The sequence below is a fragment of the Pseudomonas sp. VS40 genome (genome assembly GCF_018587885.1).
In the GTDB taxonomy this organism is placed as follows: domain Bacteria; phylum Pseudomonadota; class Gammaproteobacteria; order Pseudomonadales; family Pseudomonadaceae; genus Aquipseudomonas; species Aquipseudomonas pergaminensis.
The window spans coordinates 609,641-633,416 of sequence record NZ_JAGYWD010000004.1 but is presented as its reverse complement, the minus strand read 5'-3'; the positions used below and the strand labels follow the sequence as shown (position 1 = coordinate 633,416).

26 protein-coding genes and 1 pseudogene are annotated in these 23,776 nt (G+C 60.7%); 14 read left to right on the top strand and 13 right to left on the bottom strand.

Translation table 11 applies throughout. The annotated features are described in order from the left end of the window. Positions 1-73 precede the first annotated feature (73 nt). Complete coding sequence (locus KHP07_RS15725; protein WP_078050166.1) at positions 74-1,519, top strand: SulP family inorganic anion transporter; 1,446 nt, start codon at positions 74-76, stop codon at positions 1,517-1,519. Positions 1,520-1,581: 62 nt separating this feature from the next. Here KHP07_RS15725 and KHP07_RS15720 read toward each other — a convergent pair whose 3' ends face one another. Next, positions 1,582-1,962 (bottom strand): lysozyme inhibitor LprI family protein, encoded by a 381-nt coding sequence (locus KHP07_RS15720; RefSeq protein WP_078050165.1) that lies wholly within the window; start codon positions 1,960-1,962, stop codon positions 1,582-1,584. A gap of 248 nt (positions 1,963-2,210) precedes the next feature. Between KHP07_RS15720 and KHP07_RS15715 the strand changes: the two genes are divergently transcribed. From KHP07_RS15715 to KHP07_RS15700, 4 genes are read left to right on the top strand one after another with little or no spacing between them, the layout of a single operon-like run. Further along, on the top strand, positions 2,211-3,560 hold the full coding sequence (locus KHP07_RS15715) for a GntT/GntP/DsdX family permease (RefSeq protein ID WP_099492621.1): 1,350 nt from the start codon (positions 2,211-2,213) through the stop codon (positions 3,558-3,560). Positions 3,561-3,585: 25 nt separating this feature from the next. After that, positions 3,586-4,446, top strand: coding sequence for a MurR/RpiR family transcriptional regulator (locus KHP07_RS15710; protein WP_078050164.1), 861 nt, complete (start codon positions 3,586-3,588; stop codon positions 4,444-4,446). Between the two features lies 1 nt (position 4,447). Continuing rightward, positions 4,448-5,911, top strand: a complete 1,464-nt coding sequence (locus KHP07_RS15705; protein ID WP_214497465.1) for an N-acyl-D-amino-acid deacylase family protein — start codon at positions 4,448-4,450, stop codon at positions 5,909-5,911. Between the two features lie 29 nt (positions 5,912-5,940). Next, positions 5,941-6,309, top strand: a complete 369-nt coding sequence (locus tag KHP07_RS15700) for a glyoxalase superfamily protein (protein WP_078050162.1) — start codon at positions 5,941-5,943, stop codon at positions 6,307-6,309. Between the two features lie 179 nt (positions 6,310-6,488). On the opposite strand, the gene KHP07_RS29935 is transcribed toward KHP07_RS15700, so the two are convergent. Then, the gene (locus KHP07_RS29935) at positions 6,489-7,352 is read right to left on the bottom strand and encodes a methyl-accepting chemotaxis protein (protein WP_370636473.1); all 864 of its coding nucleotides are present in this window, start codon (positions 7,350-7,352) and stop codon (positions 6,489-6,491) included. Further along, positions 7,344-8,273 (bottom strand): annotated as a pseudogene (locus KHP07_RS29930) (methyl-accepting chemotaxis protein); the annotation flags it as partial. The pseudogene KHP07_RS29930 and the gene KHP07_RS29935, both read right to left, overlap by 9 nt. 381 nt (positions 8,274-8,654) lie before the next feature. Here KHP07_RS29930 and bamJ point away from each other — a divergent pair. Beyond that, positions 8,655-9,272, top strand: coding sequence for a BamJ family beta-barrel-assembly machinery protein (bamJ, locus tag KHP07_RS15690; protein WP_078050160.1), 618 nt, complete (start codon positions 8,655-8,657; stop codon positions 9,270-9,272). A gap of 139 nt (positions 9,273-9,411) precedes the next feature. Here bamJ and KHP07_RS15685 read toward each other — a convergent pair whose 3' ends face one another. The 3 genes from KHP07_RS15685 to KHP07_RS15675 all read right to left on the bottom strand — a co-directional run bounded on the left by KHP07_RS15685 (position 9,412) and on the right by KHP07_RS15675 (position 11,320). Continuing rightward, complete coding sequence (locus KHP07_RS15685) at positions 9,412-9,669, bottom strand: PA4570 family protein (protein ID WP_003194088.1); 258 nt, start codon at positions 9,667-9,669, stop codon at positions 9,412-9,414. Positions 9,670-9,830: 161 nt separating this feature from the next. Further along, the gene (locus KHP07_RS15680; protein WP_078050159.1) at positions 9,831-10,172 is read right to left on the bottom strand and encodes a zinc ribbon domain-containing protein YjdM; all 342 of its coding nucleotides are present in this window, start codon (positions 10,170-10,172) and stop codon (positions 9,831-9,833) included. A gap of 179 nt (positions 10,173-10,351) precedes the next feature. After that, complete coding sequence (locus tag KHP07_RS15675) at positions 10,352-11,320, bottom strand: polyprenyl synthetase family protein (RefSeq protein ID WP_057724030.1); 969 nt, start codon at positions 11,318-11,320, stop codon at positions 10,352-10,354. Between the two features lie 239 nt (positions 11,321-11,559). Here KHP07_RS15675 and rplU point away from each other — a divergent pair, with 239 nt between their 5' ends. The 7 genes from rplU to KHP07_RS15640 all read left to right on the top strand — a co-directional run bounded on the left by rplU (position 11,560) and on the right by KHP07_RS15640 (position 17,254). Then, complete coding sequence (rplU, locus tag KHP07_RS15670) at positions 11,560-11,874, top strand: 50S ribosomal protein L21 (protein WP_007950961.1); 315 nt, start codon at positions 11,560-11,562, stop codon at positions 11,872-11,874. A 34-nt stretch (positions 11,875-11,908) separates the two neighbouring features. Continuing rightward, a complete protein-coding gene (gene rpmA / locus KHP07_RS15665) occupies positions 11,909-12,166 on the top strand; it encodes a 50S ribosomal protein L27 (RefSeq protein WP_003176049.1) in 258 nt (85 codons plus the stop codon). 193 nt (positions 12,167-12,359) lie between these two features. Beyond that, on the top strand, positions 12,360-13,583 hold the full coding sequence (gene cgtA / locus KHP07_RS15660; RefSeq protein WP_078050158.1) for an Obg family GTPase CgtA: 1,224 nt from the start codon (positions 12,360-12,362) through the stop codon (positions 13,581-13,583). 111 nt (positions 13,584-13,694) lie between these two features. Continuing rightward, positions 13,695-14,813 carry a glutamate 5-kinase gene (gene proB, locus KHP07_RS15655; protein ID WP_005791305.1) on the top strand — a complete coding sequence of 373 codons (1,119 nt, stop codon included), beginning with the start codon at positions 13,695-13,697 and terminating at the stop codon, positions 14,811-14,813. A gap of 15 nt (positions 14,814-14,828) precedes the next feature. Then, on the top strand, positions 14,829-15,293 hold the full coding sequence (locus KHP07_RS15650; RefSeq protein WP_214497464.1) for a CreA family protein: 465 nt from the start codon (positions 14,829-14,831) through the stop codon (positions 15,291-15,293). A gap of 101 nt (positions 15,294-15,394) precedes the next feature. After that, a complete protein-coding gene (locus KHP07_RS15645) occupies positions 15,395-15,877 on the top strand; it encodes a glutathione peroxidase (protein ID WP_078050157.1) in 483 nt (160 codons plus the stop codon). Between the two features lie 273 nt (positions 15,878-16,150). After that, positions 16,151-17,254, top strand: coding sequence for an NADH:flavin oxidoreductase (locus tag KHP07_RS15640; RefSeq protein WP_214497463.1), 1,104 nt, complete (start codon positions 16,151-16,153; stop codon positions 17,252-17,254). Between the two features lie 745 nt (positions 17,255-17,999). Here the strand turns inward: KHP07_RS15640 and KHP07_RS15635 are convergent. Next, positions 18,000-19,178 carry a glycosyltransferase family 4 protein gene (locus tag KHP07_RS15635; RefSeq protein ID WP_078050155.1) on the bottom strand — a complete coding sequence of 393 codons (1,179 nt, stop codon included), beginning with the start codon at positions 19,176-19,178 and terminating at the stop codon, positions 18,000-18,002. Positions 19,179-19,232: 54 nt separating this feature from the next. After that, positions 19,233-20,000 (bottom strand): sulfate transporter CysZ, encoded by a 768-nt coding sequence (gene cysZ / locus KHP07_RS15630; RefSeq protein WP_028617904.1) that lies wholly within the window; start codon positions 19,998-20,000, stop codon positions 19,233-19,235. A 283-nt stretch (positions 20,001-20,283) separates the two neighbouring features. Here cysZ and trxB point away from each other — a divergent pair, with 283 nt between their 5' ends. After that, positions 20,284-21,246 (top strand): thioredoxin-disulfide reductase, encoded by a 963-nt coding sequence (gene trxB, locus KHP07_RS15625; protein WP_003176041.1) that lies wholly within the window; start codon positions 20,284-20,286, stop codon positions 21,244-21,246. Positions 21,247-21,433: 187 nt separating this feature from the next. Here trxB and KHP07_RS15620 read toward each other — a convergent pair whose 3' ends face one another. From KHP07_RS15620 to folM, 5 genes are read right to left on the bottom strand one after another with little or no spacing between them, the layout of a single operon-like run. After that, positions 21,434-21,772: a HopJ type III effector protein gene (locus KHP07_RS15620; protein ID WP_214497462.1), complete on the bottom strand. Its 339-nt coding sequence runs from the start codon at positions 21,770-21,772 to the stop codon at positions 21,434-21,436. Continuing rightward, positions 21,765-22,061 carry a DUF1244 domain-containing protein gene (locus tag KHP07_RS15615; RefSeq protein WP_010206472.1) on the bottom strand — a complete coding sequence of 99 codons (297 nt, stop codon included), beginning with the start codon at positions 22,059-22,061 and terminating at the stop codon, positions 21,765-21,767. Before KHP07_RS15615 ends, KHP07_RS15620 begins: the two co-directional genes overlap by 8 nt. Before the next feature lie 23 nt (positions 22,062-22,084). After that, entirely contained in the window at positions 22,085-22,456 is a 372-nt protein-coding gene (gene folX, locus KHP07_RS15610; protein WP_214497461.1) for a dihydroneopterin triphosphate 2'-epimerase, read from the bottom strand. Positions 22,457-22,458: 2 nt separating this feature from the next. After that, complete coding sequence (folE, locus tag KHP07_RS15605) at positions 22,459-23,019, bottom strand: GTP cyclohydrolase I FolE (RefSeq protein ID WP_025858052.1); 561 nt, start codon at positions 23,017-23,019, stop codon at positions 22,459-22,461. Positions 23,020-23,038: 19 nt separating this feature from the next. Next, entirely contained in the window at positions 23,039-23,749 is a 711-nt protein-coding gene (folM, locus tag KHP07_RS15600; protein ID WP_214497460.1) for a dihydromonapterin reductase, read from the bottom strand. Positions 23,750-23,776: the final 27 nt, after the last annotated feature.

Sequence of the window (23,776 nt, the reverse complement as noted above, 5' to 3'; positions counted from 1 at the left end):
CTTCGAGACTAGCCCCATTCCCCTCAATTCCGTACCATTCCCCGCCTTATCCCCCGCAATGCCCTGGTACCTCATGAATCTCACCCGTCTGCGCGCCGATGCCCTGGCCGGCCTCACCACGTCTTTTGCGCTGCTGCCCGAATGCATCGCTTTTGCCCTGGTGGCCCACCTCAACCCGCTGATGGGGCTCTACGGCGCTTTCATCATCTGCACCCTTACGGCTTTGTTTGGCGGTCGCCCCGGCATGGTGTCCGGTGCAGCGGGCTCAATGGCCGTGGTGATCGTGGCGCTGGTGGTGCAACACGGTGTGGAATACCTGCTGGCCACGGTGTTGCTGGGCGGGTTGATCATGGTCGCCTTCGGCCTGCTGCGCCTGGGCAAGCTGGTACGCATGGTGCCGCACCCGGTAATGCTAGGGTTCGTGAATGGCCTGGCGATCATCATTGCCCTGGCGCAATTGGAGCATTTCAAGAGCGGTGAACACTGGCTCAGTGGCACGCCGCTGTACGTGATGACCGGGTTGGTGCTGGTGACCATGGCCATCGTCTACCTGTTGCCACGCATCACGCGCGCCGTGCCGCCTGCATTGGTGGCGATCCTCGGCGTGGGCCTGGCGGTGTACCTGCTCGGCCTGCCCACTCGCACGCTGGGCGACATGGCCCACATCGCCGGCGGCCTGCCGACCTTCGCGCTGCCGCAGGTTCCATGGACCCTGGAAACCCTGGGCATCATCGCCCCCTACGCGTTCCTGATGGCGATGGTCGGCCTGCTGGAAACCCTACTGACGCTCAACCTCACCGATGAAATCACTGAGAGCCGTGGCTACCCCGACCGCGAAAGCGTGGCGCTGGGTGCCGCGAACATGGTCTCGGGCCTGTTCGGCGGCATGGGCGGCTGCGCGATGATCGGGCAGACGGTGATCAACCTCAGTTCCGGCGGGCGCGGGCGTTTCTCCGGGGTGTTCGCCGGGGTGATGATCCTGTTGTTCATTTTGTTCCTGTCGCCGTTGATCGAGCGGATTCCGCTGGCGGCGCTGGTGGGCGTGATGTTTGTGGTGTCACAGCAGACCTTCGCCTGGGCGTCGCTGCGGGTGATCAACAAGGTGCCGCTCAATGACGTGCTGGTGATCATTGCGGTGACGGTCATCACCGTGTTCACCGACCTGGCCACCGCAGTGCTGTGCGGCATCGTGATTGCAGCGCTGAATTTCGCCTGGCAACAAGCGCGGGAGCTGTATGCGGATGAGCATATGGAGGCCGATGGCAGCAAGCTTTACCGTCTGCATGGCACCCTGTTCTTCGCTTCGACCACGCCGTTTCTGAATCAATTCGACCCGGCCAACGACCCGGCCCAGGTGACGCTGGATTGCCGTCACTTGAGCTTTGTCGATTACTCAGCAATTGCTGCGCTGATGACCCTGCGTGAGCGTTACAGCAAGGCCGGCAAGCACCTGCGGGTGCTGCATCTGTCGGAGCGCTGCAAGAAGTTGCTCAAGCGGGCCAAGGTTCATCACGACTGACCTTGGGGTGATGGCGGTTTCGGGATCGCCATCGCCGGCAAGCCGGGTCCCACAGGGGGCGTTTATGGCCCGACCAGGTCTTCGAGTTCCTGGGCGCGGGTCTGGGTCATGTCCAGCACGCAGCCGGAGCCGTTGACCTGGTCGATGGTGCCGCCGGTGGCAGAGCCGGCGAAGCCGCAATTGGCGTCACGGTATTTTATCCACAGGCGCTGAACGTCCTGCAGTTGCTGCTTGCGCGCGCCTTCCTGGGCGGCGAGGGCGGTCTTGTAGGCCCTGTTCAGGCGCGCGTCCTGCACCTTGGCTTCCTTGGCGTTGCAACTGACCATGTCGGCGGTTGTGTTGGCGCTGTCCATGCATTTTTTCAGGGCGGCGTTATCGGCGGCCGAGGCCGTGCCGCACAGGGCAAGAAACAGGGCACTGGCGGCAAGGGAGGTGCGAATCATGGTCGGTTTTCCTGGGCATGAGTGGGGGCGCATTCTAAGACTCAATGGCGCCCGTTGAGTTTCCGGCATCGTCTGATCTTCATGTAAGAACACCCCTCGAATTTTCATCCACACCTGTCGGGCATACCCCAGCGCGACAGCGCTTGTCCGAGGGCGAAAATTACTTTCATAAAATTTGAAAATACTCCTTGGTAATGATTTATGAGTTTCACAACCAATTCGACGTGACCCTTTCCGAGGAGTACCGCATGGCCGCATCACCGGGCTTCGGGCTATTGGCATACGCTGCCATCGCCATCATTGCTTTGATCGTGCTGATTGCACGTTACCGGCTCAATCCGTTTATCGTCATCACCCTGGTATCCATTGGCCTGGCGCTGATGGCCGGGATGCCGGCGGACACCATCATGGGTTCCTACGAAGCAGGCGTCGGCAAGACCCTGGGGCATATCGCCCTGGTCGTGGCGCTGGGTACCATGCTGGGCAAGATGATGGCCGAGTCCGGCGGTGCCGAGCAGGTGGCGCGCACCTTGATTAATCGGTTTGGCGAGCGCAACGCGCACTGGGCCATGGTGTGCATCGCCTTCCTGGTGGGGCTGCCGCTGTTTTTCGAAGTCGGTTTTGTGTTGCTGGTGCCGATCGCCTTTACCGTGGCACGGCGGGTGGGCGTGTCGATCCTGATGGTCGGTTTGCCGATGGTCGCCGGTCTGTCGGTGGTGCATGCGCTGGTACCACCGCACCCGGCGGCGATGATGGCGGTGCTGGCGTATAACGCGTCGGTGGGGCAGACCGTGCTGTATGCGATTCTGATCGGCATTCCTACGGCGATCATTGCCGGCCCGGTCTATGCCAAATTCATCGTGCCGCGCATTCACCTGCCAGCGGAGAACCCGCTGGAACGTCAGTTCATCGAGCGCGAGCCGCGTACACGCTTGCCAAGTTTCACTCTGACCATGGGCACCATCCTGTTGCCGGTGGTGCTGATGATGATCGGCGGTTGGGCCAACGTGATCTCCACGCCCGGTACCGGCTTCAACCAGTTCCTGCTGTTTATCGGCAACTCGGTGATTGCGCTGCTGGTGGCGACATTGGTGAGCTTCTGGACCTTGGGGATCGCGCAGGGCTTCAACCGCGAGTCGATCCTCAAGTTCACCAATGAATGCCTGGCGCCGACCGCGAGTATCACCTTGCTGGTGGGGGCGGGGGGCGGCTTGAACCGGATCCTGGTGGACGCCGGTGTAACTAACGAAATTCTGGGCCTGGCCCACGCGTTCCACTTGTCGCCACTGGTGATGGGTTGGCTGTTTGCCGCGTTGATGCGTATTGCCACGGGCTCGGCGACCGTTGCCATGACCACCGCGTCCGGCGTGGTGGCGCCGGTCGCCATGGGCCTGGGTTATCCACACCCCGAATTGCTGGTGCTGGCCACCGGTGCGGGCTCGGTGATCTTTTCCCACGTCAATGACGGCGGCTTCTGGCTGATCAAGGAATACTTCAATATGACGGTGATCCAGACCTTCAAGACCTGGACCGTGCTGGAGACTTTGATTTCTGTGGTGGCCTTCGGTCTCACCTACGGCCTGTCTCTTGTTTTATGAGCCTCATTTGTAACCCGGAGACCCCATGGACATTCTCTACCAGATCCGCGCCCGCCAGGATTCGTTCAGCGCCGGCGAAGGGCGTATCGCCAAGCTGATGCTTGATGATGTGGGATTTGCCGCGTCGGCCAGCCTGGAAGAATTGTCCCAACGGGCCGAGGTCAGCACGGCCACCTTGTCGCGGTTCGCGCGCAGCGTCGGTTGCCGGGACTTGCGCGACCTGCGCCTGCAATTGGCCCAGGCGAGTGGGGTGGGCAGTCGCTTCCTCGACCCTGCGGGGTTGCCGGAGCAGTCGGCGTTTCATCGGCAGATCCTGGGGGATATCGAAGCGACCTTGCGTCAACACTTGTCGGGGTTCAACCAGGCGAGCTTCATCGATGCGGTCCACCTGTTGGGCAAGGCGCGGATGATCCACGCATTCGGCATGGGCGGCCCATCGAGCCTGTGCAGCGACGAGCTGCAGGTGCGCCTGGTACGCCTGGGCTATCCGATTGCTGCCAGTCATGACCCGGTGATGATGCGTGTCACGGCCGCCACCTTGGGGCCGGAGCATGCGCTGATCGTGTGTTCGTTGACCGGCCTGACCCCGGAGCTGCTGGACGTGGTGGAACTGGCGCGCAATTACGACGCGCGCATTGTCGCCATCACCCTGGCGGATTCGCCCTTGGCGCAGTTGGCGGATGTACTGCTGCCCCTGCAACCGGCCGAAACCAGTTTTATCTACAAACCCACGGCGGCCCGCTACGGCATGCTGCTGGCCATCGACCTGCTCGCCACTGAGCTGGCGCTGGCCCTGCCGGACGACAACCAGGAACGCCTGCGCCGCATCAAGCTGGCCCTGGACGATTATCGCGGAGGCCCAGACAGCCTGCCGCTTGGAGACTGATATGAAGTACGACACGCTGATACGCCAGGCGCTGATCATTGATGGCAGCAACACCCCGGGCTATGTGGCCGATGTGGGATTGCGCGATGGTCGCATCGCGACGATTGGCGATTTGTCGGCGGCTGTGGCCGAGCATGAAGTTGAAGCGGCGGGGCGCGTGCTGGCGCCGGGTTTTATCGACGTGCACACCCACGATGACACGGTGGTGATCCGCCATCCGCAGATGCTGCCCAAGCTCAGTCAGGGCGTGACCACGGTGGTTGTCGGCAACTGCGGCATCAGTGCGTCGCCGGTGAGCTTGCGCAGTGATCCGCCAGACCCGATGAACCTGTTGGGTACGCGTGAGGCGTTCAGTTACCCGCGGTTTGCCGATTACCGTGCGGCGGTGGAGAACGCGCATCCGGCGGTGAACGTCGCGGCGTTGATCGGCCATACCGCGTTGCGCAGCAACCATATGGACGACCTGCATCGCACCGCCTCGGCGGATGAAATCGCCGCCATGCGCGCGCAGTTGCACGAGAGCCTCGAAGCCGGCGCCCTCGGTTTATCTACTGGCCTGGCCTACGCCAGCGCATTCAACGCCGAGACCGATGAAGTGCTGCAACTGAGTGAGGTACTCACCGCATTCGGCGCGGTGTACACCACCCATTTGCGCAGTGAATTCGAGCCGGTGCTTGAGGCGATGGACGAGGCGTTCATGATCGGCCGGCATGCCAAGGCGCCGGTGATCATTTCCCACCTCAAATGTGCCGGCGCCGGTAACTGGGGGCGCAGTCCGCAGCTGTTGGCGTCGTTGGAACTGGCGGCTAAAACCCATCCCGTGGGGTGTGATTGCTACCCCTATGCGGCGAGTTCTTCGACCCTGGATCTCAAGCAGGTGACTGACGCCTTTCGGATCACCATCACCTGGTCGACGCCGCACCCGGCGATGGGCGGGCGCGATTTGCAGGATATTGCCGCTGAGTGGGATGTTTCGTTGATGGACGCCGCACGGCGGCTACAACCGGCAGGGGCGGTGTACTACGGGATGGATGAAACGGATGTGCGACGGATCCTGGCGCATCCGTTGTCGATGGTCGGGTCGGATGGGTTGCCCGAGGACCCGTTTCCACATCCACGCTTGTGGGGTGCATTTCCACGGGTATTGGGGCATTTCAGCCGCGATGTCGGGTTGTTCCCATTGCATACCGCCGTGCACAAGATGACGGGCCTTTCTGCCGCGCGTTTTGGCCTGGCGGAGCGGGGTGAAATCCGCGAAGGGCACTGGGCCGACCTGGTGTTGTTCGACCCGTTGCGCGTGCGCGATGTGGCGGATTTCAAGGAACCGCAACGCGCGGCCGAGGGCATCGATGGGGTGTGGGTCAACGGGGTGTTGAGCTACAGCGACGGGCAGGCGAATGGTCAGCGGCCGGGTCGGTTCCTGGCGCGCAGTGGGGATTTGCGTCGGGGGTTTTCGTCTCTATAGTGGACGCTTATTTAGACGGAGCGGTTGCCATGCACTTAGGAAAAGTCACCCCCATCTTGCGGATCTTCGACGAGGCCAAGGCGTTGGAATTCTACGTCGACTTCCTGGGATTCAAGGTGGATTGGCAGCATCGTTTCGAGGCCAATTTTCCGCTGTATCTGCAGGTGTCGTTGGGCGACTGTGTGTTGCACCTGACGGAGCATCATGGTGATGCCTCGCCGGGTGCGGCGGTGCGAATTCAGGCGCAAGGCGTGGACGCCTATCAGCAGCAGTTGGCGAGCAAGGACTATCGGTATGCCAAGCCCGGGGTTGAGGAAACGCCTTGGGGATCGCGGGAGATGAGCATCAAGGACCCGTTTGGGAACCGCGTGGTGTTTGTCGAGGAAGGCGAGGGCTGAGGGGTAAATCGCAGGCAAAAAAAACCGCCTTGGTAGGGCGGTTTTTTTTGCAAACCCAGTTAGTGGCTGGGGTTGCGATCTCAAACGGCGCATTCGACCTGCAAGCCGATATTAACGCTGGTCATGTCACCACGCCAAGACCGAACGATGACCGACATGAAGGGTTTTCAGGCGTTTTATTACACTCGGAAATGACTGACCATCTGCTGCAATTGGCTCCCCAACCGCGCCAGTTCAACACTCGACTTGGCCGTCTCGTCACTCGCCGTAGCGGTCTGCTCCGACACATCCCGCACATTCACAATGCTGCGGCTGATCTCTTCAGCCACGGCGCTTTGCTGCTCGGCGGCGGCGGCGATCTGCTGGTTCATCGACTGGATATTCGACACGGTTCGGGTGATGTTCTCCAGCGACACACCCGCCTTGCGCGTCAGCTCGACACTGCTGTCGGTGAGGCTGCGGCTGTTGTTCATCACATTGGCCACTTGCTGGGTACCGTTCTGCAAGCCGGCAACCAGGCCTTCGATTTCCTCGGTGGATTTCTGCGTGCGCTGGGCCAGGCCGCGCACTTCGTCAGCCACCACAGCAAATCCACGACCGGCTTCACCGGCACGCGCTGCTTCAATCGCTGCGTTGAGGGCCAGCAGGTTGGTCTGTTCGGCCACGGCCTTGATCACGTCCATCACGCTGCCGATCTTGTTGCTCTCTTGTTGCAGGTGGGTCATGGCGTCGGTGGAACGTGCCACTTCAGCGGCCAGGCGCTCGATCTGGGCGATGGCCTCAGCCACCACCTTGTCGCCTGCGCGGGCTTGCCCGTCGGCATCGGCTGCCGCCAGTGAGGCTTGCTCGGCGTTACGGGCGACTTCCTGCACCGTGGCGGTCATTTCGTGCATCGCCGTAGCGACCTGATCGGTCTCGATCTTCTGGCTGTTGACGCCGGCGCTGGTTTGCTCGGTCACGGCCGACAACTCTTCGGCGGCGCTGGCGATCTGGGTCACGCCGTCGCGGATGCCGCTGATCAACTCGCGCAGGGTGGTGCCCATGCGCTGGATGCCTTGTTGCAGCACACCCAGTTCGTCCCGGCGCGTGACCTGGATGTTGTGGCTCAAGTCACCGGAGGCAATGCGCTCCACCACGGCCAGAGTGTCCTGGATCGGGCGAGTGATCTGGCGGGTGATGACCAGTGCGGCGATGATGCCCACCAGCAGGGCCAGCAATGTGCTGATCAACTGCAGGCTACGGGCCTGGGCGCTTTCGGTGTCGCGGCGAGTCAGTTGGATCTCGTACAGCTTGTCGCTGATGGTGACGATATCGGCACCTTGGGTGGTCATCTCGGCACGGGCGGTGACGATGTTGGCGTTGGCTGCCTTGTAGTTCTGCACGGCGCTGCGATAGGCACCCAGAGCCGTTTCCAGGGCGGTCAGTGCGCTTTGCTGGCTGGCGCCAAAGGCGGTGCTGAGGCCTTTCAAGCCGGCGATGGCTTTTTCAATCTGTGCGGCGGCGCGCGCTTCGGTCTCCGGGTTGACGTTACCGGTGTAGCCGCGCACTTCGTAGCGGGCCAACTGGAACTGCATCTTGGCGTCGGCCACGGCCTGGAACTGGGCCAGGTGCTCCGAGCTGTCGGGCATTTGCTTCACGCTGGCTTCCAACGCGTCGATTTGTGCGTTGGCGATATCGGCCTTGTCGCCCATCACCTGGCGCGAGGCATTGCCGTTACGGTAAGCCTCGCGCATTTTGTTCAGCGATTGCTGGTAAGCGGTGATGATGGATTTCTGCTCATTGAGCAGCTTGAGGTTCTCCGGGCTCTTGAAGCTGTCCAGGAGATTTTGTTGCTGGGCAGCGAAGGCATCCAGGTTGGTCTGTACGTTCTGGGCCACGGCTTCGTCGCCGTTGGCGAGCATGTATTGCAGGCGCACGATGCGCAGTTTGGTCAGCGACGCGTTGAGCTGGGTGATGTCGCTCATCCAGTTGCTACGGTCGATCAGGCCGCCCAGGCTGGTCCAGCCAGTGAGTGCCAGAATAGATGTGAGGACCAGTACCAGGCCGAAGCCCAGTCCCAGTTTGAGGTTGACGCTGATGTTACCGAACCAGCTATTCATCGAATGCTCCGCAAGAATGATGGGGTGTGCTGGACGGTTATTGATTTTGGAGCCAGCTGCTGTGTAGGGCTGTATCGGCGGCAGGAGGTGAATCTGAAATGCTATTTTGTCCCGGATGACAAAGTGCGCTAGCGCAGTGGCCGTGGAGGGGGCTGATCATGGGCGGGGCTTGTGTGCTAGTCTGCTGGCCCTTTTAGTTTTGGGTAGCACGGGGAAACCAGTGTTGTCCTACAGCGGAGCCTCTTCATGTCCGAAGTTAATCTGTCCACCGACGAAACCCGCGTCAGCTACGGTATCGGCCGTCAGTTGGGCGACCAACTGCGCGACAACCCACCACCGGGCGTCAGCCTGGACGCGATCCTGGCCGGCCTGACCGATGCGTTCGCCGGCCAGCCAAGCCGCGTAGACCAAGAGCAAATGGCTGCCAGCTTCAAGGTGATCCGCGAAATCATGCAAGCCGAAGCGGCTGCCAAGGCTGAAGCAGCGGCAGGCGCTGGCCTGGCGTTCCTGGCTGAAAACGCCAAGCGTGATGGCATCACTACCCTGGCTTCCGGCCTGCAATTCGAAGTGCTGACCGCAGGTGATGGCGCCAAGCCGACCCGTGAAGACCAAGTGCGTACTCACTACCACGGCACCCTGATCGACGGCACTGTGTTCGATAGCTCCTACGAGCGCGGCCAGCCTGCAGAATTCCCGGTAGGCGGCGTGATCGCCGGTTGGACCGAAGCCCTGCAACTGATGAATGCCGGCAGCAAATGGCGCCTGTACGTGCCGAGCGAACTGGCCTACGGCGCTCAAGGCGTTGGCAGCATCCCGCCGCACAGCGTCCTGGTGTTCGACGTCGAGCTGCTCGACGTTCTGTAAGACCTGCTGATTACTGCGCCTGGCTTTATGTGGGAGCCGGGCTTGCCCGCGATGCCGGCGACTCGGTCCGATGTCTTACCGAGTTGATGCCATCGCAGGCAAGCCAGCTCCCACATAAAGCAGGTGCATTCAACCTCGCTCATGGATGGAACTTGCCATTCAGCTCTGTCGCCGGGCGCAACGCTCGGGCATAGCAAAACAGAAACAGATTACGCACCACCTCCTTCAACACCCCAGGTTCACTCGAGCTCAGCCCGTTGACGTCCAGGTCGCCTTGGTCCTGCAATTCGTTCAGCGCTTCTTCTTCCAGTACCGCACAGACTTCGCCGGTTTCCCGATGCAGGATCCGCAGGTAAGGGTGTGGGCGGTCCAGCCAGGCATCTATCAAATAAGTCATGGGTCGCATCTCCTTGATGGGTTTCAATGAGAATAATTCTTATTCGTAGAATAGCAAGTGCCTATTGGCGGTTTCTGGTTTTTTCTGTGTGGATATTGCGTTCGATCAATGGAGAGGGCGAAACGCCATCCCGCGGCGGGCGCGGGATGGAGGTAGCAGGTTCAGACTTTGCGCACGAACTCAGACTTGAGCTTCATCGGGCCGATACCGTCGATCTTGCAATCGATATCGTGGTCGCCGTCGCACAGGCGGATGTTCTTGACCTTGGTGCCCACTTTGACGACCAGGGAAGTGCCCTTGACCTTGAGGTCCTTGATCACGGTGATGGTGTCGCCGTCCTGCAGGACGTTGCCCACAGAATCTTTCTTCACGGTGTCGTCGCTGGCTGCTTCGGCCTCGCCATTGGCGGACCACTCATGGGCGCATTCCGGGCAGATCAGCTGGGCGCCGTCTTCGTAGGTGTATTCGGAATTGCATTTCGGGCAGGGTGGCAACGTGCTCACTAAAGCTCCTTGAGAGTCAGGATGGCTAAAAGTCGCACATTATATAGGGTTTTGCGGCGAGCGCGGGCGCTCAGTTGGTAATGCGCTTTAAACGTGGGAGCTGGCTTGCCTGCGATAGCGATGGTGAGTTCACTACCGTCATCGCAGGCACGCCAGTTCCCACATTAATCAGTGCGGGATCAGTGAGTACGCGCGACCGCAAACTCACTCAGCTCAACCAGGGCATCCCGGTATTCGCTGGCGGGGAGGGCTTCCAGGCATTTGATTGCACGGGCCACGTAGTCGCGTGCCAGTTGCGCGGTGTACTCCAGGGAGCCCGACGCTTCGACAGCGGCACGGATGGCCTCCAGGTCTTCGATCCCGCCTTTCTGGATCGCCTTGCGCACCAGGGCAGCCTGTTCCGGCGTGCCTTCGCGCATGGTGTAGATCAGCGGCAAGGTCGGCTTGCCTTCGGCCAGGTCGTCACCGACGTTCTTGCCCAGGGTTTCGGCGTCGCCCTTGTAGTCGAGCAGGTCGTCGACCAGTTGGAACGCCACGCCCAGGTGGTCACCAAAGGTGCGCAGGGCTTCGGCCTGTTCGGCCGTAGCGCCGCACAGCGCAGCGGCGCTGTGGGTGGAGGCTTCGAAGAGCATCGCGGTTTTGCCGCGAATCACTTCCATATAGGTTTCTTCGGTGGTGCTGGCGTCGCGGACCTTCGACAGTTGCAACACTTCGCCCTCGGCGATGATGCGGGTGGCCTGTGAAAGAATCTTCATCACCGGCATCGAGCCGAGTTCAACCATCATTTCGAACGAGCGCGAGTACAGGAAGTCACCCACCAGCACGCTGGGTGCGTTGCCCCACATGGCGTTGGCGGTCTCGCGGCCACGGCGCATGCCGGACATGTCGACCACGTCGTCATGCAGCAGGGTGGCGGTGTGCAGGAATTCGATAGTGGCCGCCAGCAGGCGCAGGTCATCGCCTTCGCGACCCAGGGCCTTGCCGCACAGCAGCACTAATAAAGGACGCAGGCGTTTACCGCCCGCCGACGTAATATAGTCGCCAATTTTGGAGACCAGCGGCACTTTAGACGTCAGCTGCTGCTTGATGATGCCGTCGACGGCGCTAAAATCGTCCGCGACCGCGCGGTAGAAAGCTTGGGGTTGCATCAGCGACAGTCGCTCCAGAAGGGTTGCGCGGCATGCTAGGACCCAGGCCCCGTAGTGTCAAGGCGCGATAGACGGCCTCTTGCAACACCCCGTTGCCTTGCGTACAATCGCGCACCCTGAACTTCCTGGGCAGCACCTGCCTTACGCAATTGCATTCGGGACGTCCATCCCATGCAGCCATGCCAGCCAATACCTCTTCTTATAAAGCGCTGGGTGAGCAGGATTATCGGAGAAATACCATGTCGTACGCAGTAATTGTTACTGGTGGCAAGCAATACAAAGTCGCCCCAGGTGAATACCTGAAGATCGAAAAACTGGAAGTCGCTACCGGCGAATCCGTTACTTTTGATCGCGTTCTGTTGGTCGCCAATGGCGATGACGTGAACATCGGCGCTCCAGTTGTTGCTGGCGCTACCGTTGTGGCTGAAGTGATCTCCCAAGGTCGTCACGATAAAGTCCGCATCATCAAGTTCCGTCGTCGTAAGCACCACATGAAGCGTATGGGCCACCGCCAGTGGTACACCGAGATCAAAATCACCGGTATTCAGGCTTAATTTCAGCCTAATTCCTCACTAGGAGAATTGACTCATGGCACACAAAAAAGCTGGTGGTAGTACCCGTAACGGTCGCGACTCAGAAGCCAAACGCCTTGGCGTTAAGATGTATGGCGGCCAGAAAATCATTCCGGGCAACATCATCGTGCGTCAGCGCGGCACCCAATTCCACGCCGGTTACGGTGTAGGCATGGGTAAAGATCACACCCTCTTCGCGAAAATCGAAGGCGTGATCAAGTTTGAAGTAAAAGGCGCGTTCAACCGCCGTTACGTGAGCGTTGTCGCAGCTTAATTGCGAGATCGCTGGAAAAGCCCTGTCTTGCGACGGGGCTTTTTCGTTTGTGGGGTGAGTCTCTTGCAAAGCTGTTTGTGATGGGCTCAAGCGCTGGATGTGCGGTCGTTGATTGAGGTCGCTGCGCTCATTTTTGCAAGAGTCTTATGTCTTGGTTTCTTAAGCTCGTCCGTGCGGCGAGAGGCGTTTTGTTATGAAGTTCGTTGATGAAGTTTCCATCCGAGTAAAAGCAGGCGACGGCGGTAACGGTTGCATGAGTTTCCGTCGCGAAAAATTCATCGAAAACGGTGGCCCCAACGGCGGTGACGGCGGTGACGGCGGTTCCATCTACATGATGGCCGACGAGAACCTCAACACCCTGGTCGACTACCGTTACACCCGGCACTTTGATGCCGAGCGTGGCTCCAACGGTGGCAGCACCGACTGCACCGGTAAAAAAGGCGAGGACCTGGTACTGCGCGTACCGGTCGGCACCACGATCATCGACTCCGCGACCCAGGAAGTAATCGGCGACCTGACCAAGGCCGGCCAGAAGCTGATGGTTGTGCAGGGCGGCTGGCACGGTCTGGGTAACACCCGATTCAAGTCCAGTACCAACCGTGCGCCACGCCAGACGACGCCAGGCAAGCCGGGCGAGCAGCGTGACCTCAAGCTGGAAATGAAAGTACTCGCCGACGTGGGCCTGCTGGGCCTGCCAAACGCTGGTAAAAGTACCTTCATCCGCTCGGTGTCGGCCGCCAAGCCGAAAGTTGCCGACTACCCGTTCACCACCCTGGTACCCAACCTGGGTGTGGTCAGCGTCGACCGTTGGAAAAGCTTCGTGATCGCCGACATTCCCGGCCTGATCGAAGGCGCTTCCGATGGCGCCGGCCTGGGGATTCGCTTCCTCAAGCACTTGGCGCGTACGCGTTTGCTGCTGCACCTCGTAGACATGGCGCCGCTGGATGACACCAGCGCACCGGACGCCGCCGAAGTGATCGTCAGCGAACTGACCAAGTTCAGCCCGGCCCTGGCCGAGCGTGATCGTTGGCTGGTGCTGAACAAGTGCGACCAGATCCTCGAAGAAGAGCACGAGGAGCGCGTCAAGGAAATCGTTGATCGCCTGGAATGGACCGGTCCGGTCTACGTGATCTCGGCCATCGCCAAAGAAGGCACCGAGCGCCTGACCCGCGACATCATGCGTTACTTGGAAGACCGCGCCGATCGCCTGGCGGCCGACCCGGTTTTCAAGGCCGAACTCGCCGAGCTCGACCAGCAGATCGAAGACGAAGCCCGCGCCCAGCTGCAGGCCCTGGACGATCAGCGTGCCTTGCGCCGCAGCGGCGTGAAGTCGGTCCACGACATCGGTGACGATGATTGGGACGAAGAAGACGTGGATGATGAAGACGGTCCGGAAATCATTTACGTGCGTGACTGATCCGTTGCGATAAACTTGAACGCCGCTCCTTATAGAGCGGCGTTTTAGTATCCGGGTTTAACGTTATGGGCCGCGCTGGGTCGCGCAGCCCTCAATCTAAGGTTGAAGATGATGCGGAGCAAAGTGACAGGTGCGCAGCGCTGGGTCGTAAAGATCGGCAGTGCGTTGCTGACGGCGGATGGCAAGGGGCTGGATCGCGCAGCCATGAGCGTCTGGGTCGAGCAGATGGTGGCCTTGCATGAGGCCGGTGTTGAGTTGGTGCTGGTGTCGTCCGGGGCGGTTGCCGCCGGGATGAGCCGCCTCGGCTGGACCGCGCGACCCAGCGCGATGCACGAACTGCAAGCCGCCGCCGCCATCGGCCAGATGGGCCTGGTGCAAGCCTGGGAATCCAGCTTCGCCGAGCACGGCCGCCACACGGCGCAGATCCTGCTGACCCACGACGACCTGTCCGACCGCAAGCGCTACCTCAATGCCCGCAGCACCTTGCGCGCCCTGGTCGAGCTCAAGGTCATCCCGGTGATCAACGAGAACGACACCGTGGTCACCGACGAAATCCGCTTCGGCGACAACGACACCCTGGCCGCCCTGGTTGCCAACCTGGTGGAGGCCGACCTGTTGGTGATCCTCACCGACCGTGACGGCATGTTCGACGCCGACCCGCGTAACAACCCCGATGCCCAGCTTATTTATGAGGCTCGTGCCGATGACCCGGCGCTGGACGCTGTGGCCGGCAGCGTCGGCGGTGCCCTGGGCCGTGGCGGCATGCAGACCAAACTGCGTGCAGCGCGCCTAGCCGCACGTTCCGGCGCGCACACCATCATCGTCGGCGGGCGCCTTGAGCGCGTGCTGGACCGCCTCAAGGCCGGTGAACGCATCGGCACGCTGCTGTCGCCGGAACGCGGCATGCTTGCGGCGCGCAAACAGTGGCTGGCCGGTCATCTGCAAACACGTGGCACGCTGGTGCTGGACGAGGGGGCGGTGTCGGCGTTGTCCCAAGGCAACAAGAGCCTGCTGCCGGTGGGCGTCAAGCTGGTGCAGGGCAGTTTCCGCCGTGGCGAGATGGTGGTGTGCGTAGCGCCGGACGGTCGTGAGATCGCCCGTGGCCTGGCTAACTACAGCGCCCTCGAAGCACAGAAAATCATTGGACAATCGTCCGATGCGATTGTCGGACTCTTGGGTTACATGGCCGAACCGGAGCTGGTTCACCGCGATAACCTGATCCTGGTCTAACCAAAGGAATACACAATGCGTGTCATGAAGGGATTGCTCGGCCTGCTGCTGACCATGCCGTTGTTGGCCTCGGCCGAGGAAATCGGTCAGGTGTCGACGGTGTTCAAGTTTGTCGGCCCCAACGACCGAATCGTTGTTGAAGCCTTTGACGACCCCAAGGTCGACGGCGTGACCTGCTACCTGTCGCGCGCCAAGACTGGCGGCGTGAAAGGTGGCCTGGGCCTGGCCGAAGACCGTGCCGAAGCGTCGATCGCCTGCCGTCAGGTGGGCCCGATCCGCTTCAAGGGTGAGCTCAAGGACGGCGACGAAGTGTTCAAGGAGCGCACCTCGCTGGTGTTCAAGACCATGCAGGTGGTGCGCTTCCTCGACAAGAAGCGCAATACCCTGGTGTACCTGGTCTACAGCGACCGCCTGATCGAAGGCAGCCCGCAGAATGCCGTCACGGCCATTCCGATTTTGCCCTGGCCGACCGCTCAGTAACTCGCAGGCGAGTTTTGCAATCGGCGTCTATGATTGCAGGCTTGCGGGTTGTAATCTCGAAGCACCGCAATGCGAAGAACATGGGATATCTGGAGTTCGTCATGAGTGCTTTCCACGACCTGAAACTCAAAGCTTTGGACGGACAAGAGCTGCCGCTGGCGCCCTTCAAGGGGCAAGTTGTGCTGGTGGTCAACGTGGCCTCCAAATGTGGCTTGACCCCGCAATATGCCGCGCTCGAAAACCTCTACCAGCAGTACAAGGACCAGGGCTTTACCGTGCTCGGCCTGCCGTGCAACCAGTTTGCAGGCCAGGAGCCGGGGACCGAGGAGGAGATCCAGGCGTTCTGCAGCCTGAACTACGGGGTGACTTTCCCGTTGGGCAGCAAGCTTGAGGTCAACGGGCCTGATCGTCATCAGCTGTACCGCCTGCTGGCGGGCGAGGGTGCCGAGTTTCCTGGGGATATCACCTGGAACTTCGAAAAATTCCTGTTGGGCAAGGATGGGCGAGTGCTTGCACGCTTCTCCCCGCGCACCGCGCCAGATGACCCGACGATCGTCCAGGCCATCGAAAAAGCCCTGGCCTGAAGACGTCCAGGAGGCTTTCGTGGTGAGCGGGCTTGTCCCGCGCTGGGTGGCGAAGTTGCCCTAAAATCAGACGCCGCCTTTCTAGACAGAACGCGGCGTTTTTTACTGGGGCGGCTTCGCCACCCAGCGCGGGGCAAGCCCGCTCACTACAGGTTAGCGGCAACAGGTTGTGCCACTTTTACCCCTTAATCACCCAGATCAATAGTGCTACCCAGCGCTTTGCGCTCCCCATATTATCCACGTCATAAATCCCGTCTTCCGTGGAGTGCTCCCATGCCCGTCCAAGCCTTGTTCAAACCCTTTCAGCTCGGTGCATTGCAACTGTCGACCCGCGTTGTCATGGCGCCGATGACCCGCTCGTTCTCCCCTGGCGGCGTGCCCAATTCCAAAGTGATCGAGTACTACCGTCGCCGCGCCGCCGCAGGCGTGGGCCTGATCATCACTGAAGGCACGGTGGTCGGCCACCAGGCCTCAAATGGCTACCCCAATGTCCCGCACTTTTACGGTGAGGCCGCGCTGGCCGGCTGGAAAAAGGTGGTCGACGCCGTGCATGCCGAAGGCGGCAAGATCGTTCCACAGCTTTGGCACGTGGGCAGCGTACGTCGCATCGGCACCGAGCCTGACGCCAGCGTGCCGGCCTACGGTCCGATGGAGAAGCTCAAGGACGGTAACGTGGTCGTGCATGGCATGACCCAGCAAGACATCAAGGAGGTCATCAACGCCTTCGCCCAAGCCGCCAAGGACGCCCAGCGCATTGGCATGGACGGCGTGGAGATCCACGGCGCCCACGGCTATCTGGTCGACCAGTTCTTCTGGGAAGGCAGCAACCAGCGTACCGACGAATACGGCGGCGGCCTGGCCAACCGTTCGCGCTTTGCCATCGAGCTGATCCAGGCTACCCGTGCCGCGGTCGGCCCGGACTTCCCGATTATTTTCCGTTTCTCCCAGTGGAAACAGCAGGACTACACCGCGCGCCTGGTGCAAACCCCCGAGGCGCTTGGAGAGTTTCTCAAGCCGTTGTCTGACGCGGGCGTGGACATTTTCCACTGCTCCACCCGTCGTTTCTGGGAGCCGGAATTCGAAGGCTCCAACCTCAACCTGGCTGGCTGGACCCGTCAACTCACCGGCAAACCGACTATCACCGTGGGCAGCGTTGGCCTGGATGGTGAGTTCCTGCAGTTCATGGTCAATACCGACAAGGTCGCGCAGCCGGCCAGCCTGGAAAAACTGCTGGAGCGTTTGAATAACGACGAGTTTGACTTGGTGGCCGTGGGCCGTGCCCTGTTGGTGGACCCGGATTGGGCGTTGAAGGTGCGCGAAGGCCGCGAGGGCGACATCCTGCCGTTCAGCCGTGAGGCGTTGACCACGTTGGTCTGATAAGGCCCGTTGGGCGCTGGAGATGGGCCGGGTATGTCGATACCCGGCCCTTTATTTCAGCGGTTGCTCAAGCGGTGGCGTGGTTGTAGAGACCGTCGCTCGGCATAGGGCGTCCGGTAGACGTCATCATAGTCGGGCTGTGTCGGTACAGGCCTTGATGTGGTCTGCAGATAGTCCCTACCGGGTTGTGCATAGTCGTAATCCGGTTGACGTGGGTAGGGATCATTCCAGCCTGGCTGAGTGTGCTGGTAGTCCGGTTGTGGCCGATGGGGTGTATTCCAGCCTGGCTGGGTGTGCTGGTAGTCCGGTTTTGGCCGGTGAGGTGTATTCCAGCCTGGCTGGGTGTGCTGGTAGTTCGGTTGTGGCCGGTGCGGACGATTCCAGGCTGGCTGGGTATGTTGGTAATCCGGCCGGGATGGGCGCGGGCGATGCCACTGTTGCGGGTGGTTTGCCTCGGACGCTTGCAGTGGATTGCCCGTAGCTGCCGGAGTGCTGAAGTGCCAATTGCTGTGAGCCGCTGCTCCGTTGATGTGTGTCGACATAAAAATCTCTTTCAGATTATGGGGTACCCACCTTCACCAGGCAGGTGTGTTATGGGTGGTCATAATCTGAGCGGCGTTCCCGACATATGCTGTTTGATAGCGGCGATTCCGACAATGCCTATTGCCTATTCCGAATTGCTGTCACGTAAACCGTCGGTTGTAGCCGCTGAGAGGTGAAGCGGACGACTGGCGCTGTCGACGGATCAGTGTGTAGATGGTAACGGCGAAGCAACGAACTCTCCTTGGCACACACCTCGTAACTGCTGCTCAAACTGCTCGATAATCGCCGGCCAGCCTTGCCGGCTGGCATGTTGCCGGGCATTGAGCCGCATGCGGCGCAGGCTTTCGGCGTCTTCCAGCAGCCAGTTGGCGGCATCGCAGAAAGCACCTTCGTCACCCGGCATCGCCAGCACGCCGTTGTAGCCGTGGCGGATATGCTGGGTCGCGGCGGCCTGGTCATAGGCCACCACGCCCAACCCCGATGCCATCGCTTCCAGCACCACGTTGCCGAAGGTTTCAGTCAGGCTGGGGAACAGGAACACATCGCCCGAGGCGTAATGCCGCGCCAGTTCCTCTCCACGCAAGGTGCCGCAGAAAATCGCCTCCGGCAGTTCCTTCTCCAGCGTCGCTCGCTGCGGGCCATCACCCACGATGATGAGTTTCATCTGGCGCAGGGGATAGGTGTCCTGCAAGGTCTCGAAGCAGCGCTTGAGCAACCCCAGGTTTTTCTCCTGCGCCAGTCGGCCCACATAGAGCACGGCGGTTTGCTCACTGTTCAGTGCCCAACGTTCCCGCAGCGCATTGTCGCGTTTGGCGGGGTGGAACAATTGGCTGTCCACCCCGCGCGACAACATGCCCAGACGCTCGAAATGCTTGCGTTCCAACTCCAGGCGTTGGCTGGCACTGGGTACCAGGGTCAGGGTCGAGCGGTTATGGAACCAGCGCAGATAGTGAGTAACCATCCGGCTCAGCATGCTCATGCCATATTGGTTCGAGTACTGCTGGAAGTTGGTGTGAAAACCGCTGACCACACTGATCCCCAGGCGCCGGGCCGCACGCAGGGCAGACAAGCCCAAGGGCCCTTCAGTGGCGATGTACAGCACGTCCGGACGCTGACGCGTCCAGCGCCGCAGTAACTTGTGCATCGACGACTGCCCCCACTGCAGGCCAGGATATCCCGGTAGCGGCCAGCCACGGCATAGCAATAACGCGTCGTCGCTGGGGCGGCTCTGGTCGACACCCTGGCGCGGGCGAACCAGCTCAACTTGATGGCCACGCGCCCGTAACCCCTCGCACAGGCGACCAAGGGTATTGGCCACCCCGTTGATCTCTGGCGGGAAGGTTTCGGTAATGAGGGTGATGTGAAGCGAGGCTGTCGTCATGACCCACAGTGTCGCCGTGGGCCATGTCGTCATTGTGTCATCGAGATGATGGATTTATGACTGGGTTATCTTTTGCTGCTGTGCCATCGCCTCGGCACCTTGTTCGCGCACCCAGAACAACGTGGCCCCGGCCACCGCCGCTGGCATCATCAGCAGGTTGACCACCGGCACCAGCAACACCAGGTAAACAATCCCGCCGAAGCTCATGCTCTGCCAGCGTTTCTGGCGCAGCCAGGCGAGCATTTCGTTCCAACCCAGCTTGTGGTTATCCGCCGGGTAGTCGATGTACTGGATCGCCATCATCCACACGCCAAACAACAGCCACAGCGGCGCAGCGATCAGGTTGACCACCGGAATGAACGACAGGATAAACAGGCCGATGGCCCGTGGCAGGAAGTAGCCGAGCTTGCGCATTTCCCGCGCCAGGGTGCGGGGGACCATGGCGATCAACTCACCCCAACTGAAGGCCGGGAAGTCATCGGTGCCTCGCACCACCACCTCGACTTTCTCTGAAAGAAAACCGTTGAAGGGCGCCGCGATAATATTGGCTAGCATGGTGAAGGTGAAAAACACCATCAGCACCACCAACACCACAAACAGTGGCCACAGCAGGTAATTCAGAAAGCTCAGCCAGCTCGGCAGCGTCGGCATCAAATGATCGACCCACAGGCTGAACTGATGGCCGGCGAAATAGATCAAGCCGACGAACAGCACCAGGTTGATCGCCAGCGGCAGCAGCACGAACAGGCGCAGGCCGGGGCTCAGCACCAGTTTGAGGCCTTCACGCAGGTATTGCGGGCCGGAAAGAGCGGGGGCGGGCATGGAGAACTCCGAGCAGAGGGACGAACGCGCCGACCTTACCGACTTTGTATCGGAGACGAAAGCGGCGACATCAACGGTAACAAACGCGTCGATCAACTGGACCGACTGCATAGAGACCACCTATGAGCTGGATTGTTATTCCGTATTTCCTTAATCTTGCCCCCCTCGATACGCTGCACCCATTATTTTTCAGGGCCTGCGAGTTCAAGCCTTCCCCAAGTGCTTCGTAGTCCCTTTTTTATTCCAGCCGCCTTGTAGTCCGGGCGGTCGATAGGAGTGAGTCATGTCTGATACCCGTCATTCGCGAGTGATTATTCTCGGTTCCGGCCCTGCCGGTTACAGCGCTGCCGTCTACGCTGCCCGAGCCAACCTCAAGCCGCTGCTGATTACCGGCATGCAGGCGGGCGGTCAGTTGACCACCACCACGGAAGTCGACAACTGGCCGGGCGACGTCCACGGCCTGACCGGCCCGGTGTTGATGGAACGCATGAAAGAGCACGCCGAGCGTTTTGAAACCGAGATCGTGTTTGACCACATCAACAAGGTCGACTTCTCCAAGAAGCCTTACAGCCTCACCGGCGACAGCGGCGTGTACACCTGTGATGCGTTGATCATCGCCACCGGCGCCAGCGCCCGTTATCTGGGCCTGCCGTCGGAAGAAGCATTCATGGGCAAAGGCGTTTCCGCCTGCGCGACCTGCGACGGTTTCTTCTACCGCAACAAGCCGGTTGCCGTGGTCGGTGGTGGCAACACCGCCGTGGAAGAGGCCCTGTACCTGGCCAACATCGCCAGCACCGTGACCCTGGTCCACCGTCGCGAGACCTTCCGCGCCGAAAAGATCCTGATCGACAAGCTGCACGCCCGTGTCGCTGAGGGCAAGATCATCCTCAAGCTCAACGCCACCCTGGACGAAGTCCTGGGCGACAACATGGGCGTGACCGGTGCGCGCCTGAAGAACAACGACGGCAGCTTCGACGAGCTGAAAGTCGACGGCGTGTTCATCGCCATCGGCCACACCCCGAACACCTCGCTGTTCGAAGGCGTGCTGGAAGCCAAAGACGGTTACCTGGTGGTGCAGGGAGGCCGTGAAGGCAACGCCACTGCCACCAACATCGAAGGTATCTTCGCTGCCGGTGACGTGGCCGACCACGTCTACCGCCAGGCCATCACTTCGGCCGGCGCCGGTTGCATGGCGGCACTGGATGCCGAGCGTTACCTCGACGGCCTGCAGAACGCTTCGTTCTGAACCTGTTGAAATAAAAAAACCGGCTGAGAGGCCGGTTTTTTTATGTCCGCAATTTAACTAACACCCAGGTCATGAAGTGTTAACCCAACCCCTGTGGGAGCTGGCTTGCCTGCGATAGCGGTGTGTCAGTTACCACCGCTATCGCGGGCAAGCCCGGCTCCCACAGTGACCGGGTTTACAAGTTAAATCAGCAGCGGGTCAGGGGCTGTGCGCTGAACTTCACACCGGCCAACCCATGGGCGATCAGCGCACGGATGTTGCCGTGATCACTGCCCTCAGGCGTCGCCACCACCGAACGGTAATGCTCACCAAACGCCAGCAGTGCTTCCTGGTCGCTCAGGCCTTCCAGCAGCGCCAGGCCCAGGGTCTTGCACGAACCCTCGTTCTGCCCAGCCGCGTTTTCCACGTTGCCATTGGTGAAGGCTTGGGGCTGGTACTCATAACCTGCAGCAACAAACGCCAGCGTATCGGCAAAAACATGTTCGCCGCTGTTGAGGCTGGCGCGCAGGGTGTTCAAATCAGTCATGGGTTTTTCCTTTGGCGAACGCGGCCTGTTGGTCGGCGCTGGCTTCTTTCTGGTATTGGGCTTTCCACTCGGCGTAGGGCATGCCGTACACCACTTCACGGGCGTCATCGAGGCTTAGCTCGATCTGGCGCTCGTCGGCCTCGGCCTTGTACCACTTGGACAAGCAGTTGCGGCAGAAGCCCGAGAGGTTCATCAGGTCGATGTTCTGCACATCCTTGCGGCTGTCCAGATGCGCCACCAGCCGGCGGAAGGCGGCGGCTTCAAGTTCGAGGCGTTGTTGGTCGTTCATAGGGCTCACTGACAATTCAGGGGTTAGCGGCTGGCCGCCAGGGTAATCGAAACCGACTCGGCAAAGCGCAGCGCATGGGGCTTGTCCACTTCGACCTCGGCGTACAGCACCGACTCATTGCTCATCACCAGGTCCAGCAGTTCCTGGGTCAGGCGCTCCAGCAGGGCAAAGCGGTTGCCCTCGACGTGGGCGATGATTGCCTTGGTGATGGTGCGGTAGTTCAGCGCATGATCAATGTCATTGTCGCGTACGGCTTCCTGGGCGGCATACAGGATGGTCAGGTTGATCAGCACATCCTGCTTGTTGAGGATCTCGTCCTCGTTGATGCCGATGTAGGTACGCAGGCACAGGTCCTTGACCCGGATGCGCGCCATGCCTGGTTGAAGTTGTGACATTGCTACTTGCTCCGTCCGATCAGTTGCAGGAACTCCATGCGCGTGGTGTTCGACTCGCGGAACGCGCCGAGCATCACCGAGGTGTTCATGGTTGAATTCTGTTTTTCCACGCCGCGCATCATCATGCACATGTGCTTGGCTTCGATGACGACTGCCACGCCAGCCGCCTGGGTCACGTCCTGGATGGCGTCGGCGATCTGCCGCGTGAGGTTTTCCTGGATCTGCAGGCGGCGGGCGAACATGTCGACAATGCGCGCCAGCTTCGACAGGCCCAGGACCTTGCCGGTCGGAATATAGGCCACGTGGGCCTTGCCGATAAAGGGCAGCAAGTGGTGTTCGCACAGCGAGTACAACTCGATGTCCTTGAGGATCACCATCTCGTCGTTGTCAGAGGCAAACAATGCGCCGTTGACGATCTCTTCCAGGTTCTGCTCGTAGCCATGACACAGGTATTGCATGGCCTTGGCGGCGCGCTTGGGCGTATCGAGCAAGCCTTCGCGCTCGGGGTCTTCGCCCAAGCCCTTGAGGATCTCGCGGTAGTGGTGGGGCAGGGATAAGGTCATACAACATCCTCAAAACGGCTTACTTGATATGCCGCCCGCCGTTGACGGTCAGGGTGGTACCGGTGACATAAGGGTTATCCAGCAGGTAACGCACACTCTGGTAGATCACCTCGGGCCCGGGCTCGATGCCCAGTGCCGACTTGGCCAGCACCTTGGCGCGGTAGGCTGCGTCGTCGCCGTCGTTGAACATCACCATCGCCGGGGCGATGCCGTTGACCTTTATCAGCGGCGCGAACTGCGCGGCAAACGACAACGTGAGGCTGTCGAGCCCGGCTTTGGTGGCGCAATAGGCGATGTGCTGGCGGCTGCCCTTGCGCACCACGTCATCGCTGATGTGCACGATGTCGGCGGGTGAAGAGCGTTGCAGCAAAGGTGAACAATGCAGGTTGATCAAGTACGGCGCAAGCATGTGCACGCTGAACATGTCGGTAAAAGCGTGGCTGTGCTCGTCGGACGTTTCCGCAATCCAGGCGGAGGCATTATGGATGATCGCACGCAGGCTTTGCGCATGGGTGTTCAGCTCAGCAATAAACGCGAGAATCCCGGCTTCGCTGGAGAAGTCGCCAAACACACCGATCGCACCGCGTTCGCGCAAGGCCTGCACGCCGGGGCGTTCGCTGCGGTAGCTGAAAATCACCGGGTGACCGTCGTCCAGCAGGCGCATGGCGCAATGCAGGCCGACACGCTGGCCGGCGCCGGTGATCAGGATCGGGGCGGTTGTTGCAGTCATGGGAGGCTCGCGTCGCTGGCAGATTGA

Bases quoted from the DNA above. Each gene is read 5' to 3' on its own strand.
- KHP07_RS15725 (WP_078050166.1), top strand. From the start codon at position 74: ATGAATCTCACCCGTCTGCGCGCCGATGCCCTGGCCGGCCTCACCACG.
- KHP07_RS15720 (WP_078050165.1), bottom strand. From the start codon at position 1,962: ATGATTCGCACCTCCCTTGCCGCCAGTGCCCTGTTTCTTGCCCTGTGC.
- KHP07_RS15715 (WP_099492621.1), top strand. From the start codon at position 2,211: ATGGCCGCATCACCGGGCTTCGGGCTATTGGCATACGCTGCCATCGCC.
- KHP07_RS15710 (WP_078050164.1), top strand. From the start codon at position 3,586: ATGGACATTCTCTACCAGATCCGCGCCCGCCAGGATTCGTTCAGCGCC.
- KHP07_RS15705 (WP_214497465.1), top strand. From the start codon at position 4,448: ATGAAGTACGACACGCTGATACGCCAGGCGCTGATCATTGATGGCAGC.
- KHP07_RS15700 (WP_078050162.1), top strand. From the start codon at position 5,941: ATGCACTTAGGAAAAGTCACCCCCATCTTGCGGATCTTCGACGAGGCC.
- KHP07_RS29935 (WP_370636473.1), bottom strand. From the start codon at position 7,352: ATGGGCACCACCCTGCGCGAGTTGATCAGCGGCATCCGCGACGGCGTG.
- bamJ (WP_078050160.1), top strand. From the start codon at position 8,655: ATGTCCGAAGTTAATCTGTCCACCGACGAAACCCGCGTCAGCTACGGT.
- KHP07_RS15685 (WP_003194088.1), bottom strand. From the start codon at position 9,669: ATGACTTATTTGATAGATGCCTGGCTGGACCGCCCACACCCTTACCTG.
- KHP07_RS15675 (WP_057724030.1), bottom strand. From the start codon at position 11,320: ATGCAACCCCAAGCTTTCTACCGCGCGGTCGCGGACGATTTTAGCGCC.
- rplU (WP_007950961.1), top strand. From the start codon at position 11,560: ATGTCGTACGCAGTAATTGTTACTGGTGGCAAGCAATACAAAGTCGCC.
- rpmA (WP_003176049.1), top strand. From the start codon at position 11,909: ATGGCACACAAAAAAGCTGGTGGTAGTACCCGTAACGGTCGCGACTCA.
- cgtA (WP_078050158.1), top strand. From the start codon at position 12,360: ATGAAGTTCGTTGATGAAGTTTCCATCCGAGTAAAAGCAGGCGACGGC.
- proB (WP_005791305.1), top strand. From the start codon at position 13,695: ATGCGGAGCAAAGTGACAGGTGCGCAGCGCTGGGTCGTAAAGATCGGC.
- KHP07_RS15650 (WP_214497464.1), top strand. From the start codon at position 14,829: ATGCGTGTCATGAAGGGATTGCTCGGCCTGCTGCTGACCATGCCGTTG.
- KHP07_RS15645 (WP_078050157.1), top strand. From the start codon at position 15,395: ATGAGTGCTTTCCACGACCTGAAACTCAAAGCTTTGGACGGACAAGAG.
- KHP07_RS15640 (WP_214497463.1), top strand. From the start codon at position 16,151: ATGCCCGTCCAAGCCTTGTTCAAACCCTTTCAGCTCGGTGCATTGCAA.
- KHP07_RS15635 (WP_078050155.1), bottom strand. From the start codon at position 19,178: ATGACGACAGCCTCGCTTCACATCACCCTCATTACCGAAACCTTCCCG.
- cysZ (WP_028617904.1), bottom strand. From the start codon at position 20,000: ATGCCCGCCCCCGCTCTTTCCGGCCCGCAATACCTGCGTGAAGGCCTC.
- trxB (WP_003176041.1), top strand. From the start codon at position 20,284: ATGTCTGATACCCGTCATTCGCGAGTGATTATTCTCGGTTCCGGCCCT.
- KHP07_RS15620 (WP_214497462.1), bottom strand. From the start codon at position 21,772: ATGACTGATTTGAACACCCTGCGCGCCAGCCTCAACAGCGGCGAACAT.
- KHP07_RS15615 (WP_010206472.1), bottom strand. From the start codon at position 22,061: ATGAACGACCAACAACGCCTCGAACTTGAAGCCGCCGCCTTCCGCCGG.
- folX (WP_214497461.1), bottom strand. From the start codon at position 22,456: ATGTCACAACTTCAACCAGGCATGGCGCGCATCCGGGTCAAGGACCTG.
- folE (WP_025858052.1), bottom strand. From the start codon at position 23,019: ATGACCTTATCCCTGCCCCACCACTACCGCGAGATCCTCAAGGGCTTG.
- folM (WP_214497460.1), bottom strand. From the start codon at position 23,749: ATGACTGCAACAACCGCCCCGATCCTGATCACCGGCGCCGGCCAGCGT.